This window comes from Actinotalea sp. C106, from assembly GCF_023630195.1.
In the GTDB taxonomy this organism is placed as follows: domain Bacteria; phylum Actinomycetota; class Actinomycetes; order Actinomycetales; family Cellulomonadaceae; genus Actinotalea.
In genome coordinates this window covers 1-5,767 of sequence record NZ_JALPKN010000203.1, presented here as the reverse complement: position 1 = coordinate 5,767, position 5,767 = coordinate 1, and the positions used below count along the sequence as shown (strand labels likewise).

9 protein-coding genes are annotated in these 5,767 nt (G+C 73.1%); 4 read left to right on the top strand and 5 right to left on the bottom strand.

What is annotated here, in order from left to right:
- Positions 1 to 13: 13 nt before the first annotated feature.
- Positions 14 to 859 (top strand): Sir2 family NAD-dependent protein deacetylase, encoded by an 846-nt coding sequence (locus tag L0B03_RS12970; RefSeq protein ID WP_250446413.1) that lies wholly within the window; start codon positions 14 to 16, stop codon positions 857 to 859.
- 22 nt (positions 860 to 881) lie between these two features.
- On the opposite strand, the gene tadA is transcribed toward L0B03_RS12970, so the two are convergent.
- Positions 882 to 1,343, bottom strand: a complete 462-nt coding sequence (gene tadA / locus L0B03_RS12965; RefSeq protein ID WP_250446410.1) for a tRNA adenosine(34) deaminase TadA — start codon at positions 1,341 to 1,343, stop codon at positions 882 to 884.
- Positions 1,344 to 1,384: 41 nt separating this feature from the next.
- Here tadA and upp point away from each other — a divergent pair, with 41 nt between their 5' ends.
- The 3 genes from upp to ddaH all read left to right on the top strand — a co-directional run bounded on the left by upp (position 1,385) and on the right by ddaH (position 3,331).
- On the top strand, positions 1,385 to 2,020 hold the full coding sequence (gene upp / locus L0B03_RS12960) for a uracil phosphoribosyltransferase (RefSeq protein WP_250446408.1): 636 nt from the start codon (positions 1,385 to 1,387) through the stop codon (positions 2,018 to 2,020).
- 124 nt (positions 2,021 to 2,144) lie between these two features.
- The gene (locus L0B03_RS12955) at positions 2,145 to 2,369 is read left to right on the top strand and encodes a hypothetical protein (RefSeq protein WP_250446405.1); all 225 of its coding nucleotides are present in this window, start codon (positions 2,145 to 2,147) and stop codon (positions 2,367 to 2,369) included.
- A 179-nt stretch (positions 2,370 to 2,548) separates the two neighbouring features.
- Positions 2,549 to 3,331 carry a dimethylargininase gene (gene ddaH / locus L0B03_RS12950; RefSeq protein ID WP_250446403.1) on the top strand — a complete coding sequence of 261 codons (783 nt, stop codon included), beginning with the start codon at positions 2,549 to 2,551 and terminating at the stop codon, positions 3,329 to 3,331.
- On the opposite strand, the gene L0B03_RS12945 is transcribed toward ddaH, so the two are convergent.
- The 4 genes from L0B03_RS12945 to crtI form a co-directional block, all read right to left on the bottom strand.
- A complete protein-coding gene (locus L0B03_RS12945; RefSeq protein WP_250446401.1) occupies positions 3,324 to 4,187 on the bottom strand; it encodes a prenyltransferase in 864 nt (287 codons plus the stop codon). The genes ddaH and L0B03_RS12945 overlap by 8 nt on opposite strands.
- The gene (locus tag L0B03_RS12940) at positions 4,184 to 4,549 is read right to left on the bottom strand and encodes a lycopene cyclase domain-containing protein (protein WP_250446399.1); all 366 of its coding nucleotides are present in this window, start codon (positions 4,547 to 4,549) and stop codon (positions 4,184 to 4,186) included. Before L0B03_RS12940 ends, L0B03_RS12945 begins: the two co-directional genes overlap by 4 nt.
- Positions 4,546 to 4,899, bottom strand: coding sequence for a lycopene cyclase domain-containing protein (locus L0B03_RS12935; protein ID WP_250446397.1), 354 nt, complete (start codon positions 4,897 to 4,899; stop codon positions 4,546 to 4,548). Before L0B03_RS12935 ends, L0B03_RS12940 begins: the two co-directional genes overlap by 4 nt.
- A partial coding sequence (gene crtI / locus L0B03_RS12930; protein WP_250446395.1) for a phytoene desaturase family protein occupies positions 4,896 to 5,767 on the bottom strand: 872 nt, incomplete at its 5' end. The genes L0B03_RS12935 and crtI, both read right to left, overlap by 4 nt.

Sequence of the window (5,767 nt, the reverse complement as noted above, 5' to 3'; positions counted from 1 at the left end):
CCCCAGCGGCCCGATCCCCCCGCCTGACGCCGCCCCGGACGCGCAGCAGCTCGAGCGCGCCGGGGAGCTGCTCGCCGGCCGGCCTTTCGTGGTGCTCACGGGCGCGGGGATCTCGACGGACTCGGGCATCCCCGACTACCGCGGGCCGGACTCCCCGCCGCGCACCCCCATGACGTATCAGCAGTTCGTGGGCGACGCCGCCTTCCGGCGCACCTACTGGGCCCGCAACCACGTGGGCTGGCGGCACGTGCACCGCACCCGACCCAACCCCGGCCACGAGGCGATCGCCGCGATGGAGGGGCGGGGCGCCGTCGTCGGGGTGATCACGCAGAACGTGGACCGGCTGCACCAGCTCGCGGGCAGCCGCACGGTGATCGACCTGCACGGCACCTACGCCGACGTGATCTGCCTGAGCTGCGGCACCCGGGTCAGCCGGGACGAGCTCGCGGTGCGGCTCGAGGCCCTCAACCCGGGCTTCGCCGAGGCGGTCGGGGCGGTGGCCGACGTCGAGATCGCGCCGGACGCCGACGCGGTGGTCGAGTCGACCGAGGGGTTCGTGGTCGCGGACTGCGAGGTGTGCGGCGGGCTGCTCAAGCCGGAGATCGTCTACTTCGGCGAGAACGTGCCCAAGGAGCGGGTGGCCCGCGCGACGGCCCTGGTGGACGAGGCCGAGGCCCTCGTCGTCGCCGGGACCTCCCTCACGGTGCTCTCGGGCCGCCGGTTCGTCACGCAGGCCTCCCGGGCCGGCCATCCCGTGGTGATCATCAACCGCGGTCCGACCCGCAGCGACCACCTCGCCGACCTCCGCCTCGAGGCCGGCACCACCCCCACCCTCCGCGCACTAGCCGCCCACCTCTAGCCCCCCGAGCTCGTGAGCGGGATCAGCGGTGGGGGGCGAAGAACTCGCGCAGGAGGGTGGCGCAGTCCTGCTCGAGGACGCCGCCGAGCACCTCGACCTGGTGGTTGAGACGCCGATCCCGGACCAGGTCGTGGACCGAGCCCGTCGCGCCCGCCTTGGGGTCCCAGGCGCCCAGCACGAGCCGCTCGACCCGGGCCAGCACCACCGCACCGGCACACATCGCGCAGGGCTCGAGGGTCACCACCAGCGTGCAGTCGTCCAGCCGCCACCGGCCCAGCCGCTCGGCCGCCTCACGCAGGGCCAGCACCTCGGCATGGGCGGTCGGGTCCCCCACGGCCTCGCGCCGGTTCCGTCCCCGCCCGACGACGTCGCCCTCCGGCCCGATCACGACGGCCCCCACGGGCACGTCTCCGGTCCCCAGGCAGGCCCGGGCCTCGGTGAGGGCCACACGCATGTGCGCCAGATCGGCGTCGGACACCTTCATGGGCCCATCCTCGCGCGCCGCGCAGCCGGTACGGTGCACCCATGCGCCTGCACGTCGCCGACCACCCGCTCGTCGCCCACAAGCTGTCCGTCCTGAGGGACAAGGACACCCCCTCCCCGGTCTTCCGCCAGCTGGTCGAGGAGCTCGTCACGCTCCTCGCCTACGAGGCCACGCGGGAGGTCCACACGGTCCAGATCGAGGTGCAGACCCCCGTGGCCGTGACCACGGGCACCCACCTCGCCGACCCGCGCCCCCTCGTGGTGCCGATCCTGCGGGCCGGGCTCGGGATGCTCGAGGGCATGACCCGCCTGCTCCCCACGGCCGAGGTCGGATTCCTGGGGCTCCAGCGCGACGAGGAGACCCTGCAGGCCATCACCTACGCCAACCGTCTGCCGGAGGACCTCTCGGGCCGCCAGTGCTTCGTCCTGGACCCGATGCTCGCCACGGGCGGCACGCTCATCGCGAGCATCGACTACCTCTTCGAGCGCGGTGCGCGGGACGTGACCTGCATCTGCCTGCTCGCGGCCCCCGAGGGCCTGGCCCTGGTCGAGGAGCACGTGGGCGACCGGGCCGACGTCAACATCGTCGTGGCCGCCGTCGACGAGCGGCTCAACGAGAAGGCCTACATCGTGCCCGGGCTGGGCGACGCCGGGGACCGCCTCTACGGCCTGGTGTGACCGCGTCCGCTTGCTGACGTTTTGTCCTGCCGGGGCACACCCAACCGGGTGAGAACCGTCCACCATGTGAGATCAGCCCCGTTCGACCTTGGTGGCCGGGCGTCGTGCCGGTCACACTCCTGTCATGACTCGTGTTGACTCCGCCGTGACCGCCGGTTCGCCGGCGAGCCACCGCGAGCCGTCACGAGCCCTGGGCGCGCACGCCCCGTCGTCGCGCGCCCTCGATGGGCAGGTGCGACGTCTGCGGAAGAAGCTGGGGGGCTTCTCGCACGTCGTCACCGTCGAGGGCGCGGGGCTCACCGGCCCCGCGCCCGTGGACGTCCTCGTCGGCTCGGGGGATGCTGGCTGAGGACTTAGGGCACTGTCGGGTCGCGTGGAGCCAGGGGGCTAGTCCCGCGACCCGGCAGTGCCGCTCCCCTGCGCCCGCATCACCCGCCAGCGTCGAGATGTCACTTCTTGGCGCTTCGCGGCGATGGCGATGCGCCCGAGAGTGACATCTCAACGAGGTGGGTGGGCCAGGATGGGTCCATGACGACGCGACCTCGGATCTTGGTTCGGCCTCCGTCGGGGCAGCTTGAGGACGGTGAGCTGACCCACCTCGAGCGGCAGCCGGTCGACGCCGCGCTGGCCCGCACCCAGTGGGACGCCTACCGCGCGGCCTTCACCGCCCACGGCTGGGAGGTGCAGCAGATCGAGGCCGCCGAGGACCAGCCCGACGGGGTCTTCGTCGAGGACGTCGTCGTCATGGTGGACGACGCCGCGATCCTCACCTCCCCGGGCGCGGACAGCCGCCGCGGCGAGGTCGAGAGCATGGCCCGCGCCCTCGAGGCCCTCCGCGAGCAGGGCGAACCGATCACGGTCCACCAGATCACCGCCCCGGGCACCCTCGAGGGCGGGGACGTGCTCAAGGTCGGGTCCACGGTCTACGTCGGCCGCAGCAGCCGCACCAACGACGAGGGCATCGCCCAGCTCACCGCGATCGTCGAGCCCCTCGGCCGCACGGTGGTGACCGTCCCGCTGACCATGGCCCTGCACCTCAAGACGGCGGTCACCGCCCTGCCCGACGGCACCGTCATCGGCTACGAGCCGATCGTCGACGACCCGAGCATCTTCCCCCGCTTCCTCGCCGTCCCCGAGGCCGAGGGCACCGCCGTCGTCGTCCTCGACGAGACGACCGTGCTGCTCTCGGCCCACGCCCCGCAGACCGCCGAGCTGCTCCGGGCGCGCGGACTGACCGTCGTCACCACCCCGGTCACCGAGTTCGAGAAGCTCGAGGGCTGCGTGACCTGCCTCTCCGTCCGGCTCAGGTGAGGGCGGTCCAGATGAGGAGCATCGTCACGAGGAAGCCGACCACGTAGTTGGCGCCGAGGAACTGACGCCAGCCACGGTTGGCGGTCTCCGCCTCGGCCTCGCTGACCGAGCGGTACGGCCAGCACAGCACCACGTAGGGCAGCACCAGCAGGCCGGCCAGCGGACCGGGCCACGGCACCGCGATCATCAGCAGCCCCGCCGCGAGGTAGCAGGCCAGGGCGAAGCGCACCGTGGTGCGGGGGCCCAGCACCGTGGCGATCGAGGAGATGCCGCCCTCGCGGTCGGCCTTGACGTCCTGCACGGCGCCGAAGGCCTGGCTCGCCACTCCCCACAGGAAGAAGGCCGCGAGGATCAGCCAGGTGCCGCGCCCGATCGGCTCCCCGGCGAGGACCAGGCCGTACAGGGCCGGGGAGGCGAAGTGGGTGCTCGAGGTGAGCGAGTCCAGGACGGGCCGCTCCTTGAACCGCAGCCGGGGCGCCGAGTAGGCGACCACCGCGAAGAGCGACCCCGCGAGCACCAGCCAGGAGGAGGGCGACCCGATCGCCACGAGCCACACCACGAAGGGGACCGGCAGCAGGGTCGCGGCCAGCAGCGTGGTGCGGTGCAGGCGGCGGTCGAGCAACGCCCCCTCGACCCCGCCCTTGCGCGGGTTCTTCAGGTCGGACTCGTAGTCGAAGACGTCGTTGATCCCGTACATCAGCAGGTTGTACGGGATGAGGAAGAACAGGGTCCCGACGACGAGCGCGACGTCGACCTCGCGCGTGACCATCACGTACGCGGCGGCGAAGGGGTACGCGGTGTTGACCCAGCTCAACGGGCGCGAGCTGAGGGTCAGCTGCCGGAGCGTCTCGGTCATGACTCGCCCTCCCCGCGGCGTCGGCCCAGCAGGTGCCACAGCGCGGGTAGCAGCAGCACCGCCGCGACCGAGTACGCGAAGTCCTCGACGGGGGCCACGCCGATGCTCCAGCCGATCCGCTCCGCGTCGTCGTAGGCCACCAGGCCCGAGCGGATCATGAGGTTGTCGAAGACCGCGGTCATGACCAGCAGCACCACGGCCGCGATGCCCAGGGCCCGCAGCGACGGCCGGGTCCGCACCCGACCCGCACCAGCCCGAACCGTGCCAGCCCCACCCGCGTCACGCCCGCCCCACCACCACGCGAGCCCGAGCGCGGCCAGGGCGAGGGGCAGGAAGATCGCGTTGATCGCGAGATAGGTCACCGACCCACCTCCGCGGCCCGGCCCCGCTGGCCCTGCCCGCGGGCGGCGAGCGCGCGCCCGGCCCCGGCGTACAGGTTCATCGTCAGGTAGCAGAGCAGCGTGAGGAAGCCGATCTCCTCGACCGGGAGCTCCGGGGCGAGCTGGATCCCCGTCATGAACTCGGTCTCCCCACGGAAGAACACCCCGGTCGCGATGCCCACCAGGTCCCACACGACGAAGAACAGCACCCCCGCCACGAGCACGACGGCGGCCCGGCGCGCGTCGGCGAAGAAGAAGAGCCGGAACCGGTGGTCCAGGACCACCATCCCCGTGATCGAGATCAGGAGCGCGACGCCGTAGGCGAAGCTCATGCGGCCCCCGCCGGCGGAGGCTGGCCCGGTCCGGGGGCGACGGCGCGGCGCGGCGGGGCGAGGGGCTCGGGCAGCGGACCCGTCGAGGTGTCCCCGCGCAGCCTCTTGACCACGAGCTCGGCGCTGATGAGGCACATGGGCAGCCCGATCCCGGGGATCACGGACCCACCCGCCAGGTAGAGACCTTCGACGCGCCGCGAGACGTTGCCCGCGCGGAACATCGCGCTCTGCCGCAGGGTGTGCGCCGGGCCCAGGGCGGTACCGCGCCAGGAGTTGAGGTCCCCGGCCCAGTCCCCCGGTCCCACGGTGCGCCGCACGACGACGCGCTCGGCCAGGTCCGGGATGCCTGCCCAGGAGGCCAGCTGGGCGATGGCGGCGTCGGCGACCTTCTCGACCCAGGGGTCCCCTGCGCCGTCGACCCCGCCGCGGCCGAGCCGCTCGTCGGGCGGCACAGGCACCAGGACGACGACGTTCTCGTGGCCCGCGGGGGCCGCGTCAGGGTCGGTCGCGGTGACCCGGGAGACGTAGACCGAGGTCGGATCGGGCATGACGACGGGGCCCTCGTCGCGCGGGGCGAAGATCCGGTCGAAGGTCTCGTCCCAGTTCTCGGCGAAGAACAGGCTGTGGTGGGCGAGCTCGGGCAGCTCCCCCTCGACGCCGAGGTAGATCATCACGGTGCTGGGGCCGGGCACCTGCTTGTCCCACCAGCGCCGCGAGTGGCTGCGCAGGTGCGGCGGCAGCAGGTCCCGCTCGGTGTGGTGCAGGTCCGCGGTCGAGACGACGACCTCGGCCGCGAGCTCGTGAGCGCCCTCGGCGTCGCGGTACCGGACCCCGGTCGCGCGGGCCTTGCGGTGCCCGGGCAGGCCCC

Coding starts and splice junctions, on each gene's coding strand:
- upp (WP_250446408.1), top strand. CDS start 1,385: ATGCGCCTGCACGTCGCCGACCACCCGCTCGTCGCCCACAAGCTGTCC.
- L0B03_RS12955 (WP_250446405.1), top strand. CDS start 2,145: ATGACTCGTGTTGACTCCGCCGTGACCGCCGGTTCGCCGGCGAGCCAC.
- ddaH (WP_250446403.1), top strand. CDS start 2,549: ATGACGACGCGACCTCGGATCTTGGTTCGGCCTCCGTCGGGGCAGCTT.
- L0B03_RS12935 (WP_250446397.1), bottom strand. CDS start 4,899: ATGAGCTTCGCCTACGGCGTCGCGCTCCTGATCTCGATCACGGGGATG.
- L0B03_RS12945 (WP_250446401.1), bottom strand. CDS start 4,187: ATGACCGAGACGCTCCGGCAGCTGACCCTCAGCTCGCGCCCGTTGAGC.
- tadA (WP_250446410.1), bottom strand. CDS start 1,343: ATGAAGGTGTCCGACGCCGATCTGGCGCACATGCGTGTGGCCCTCACC.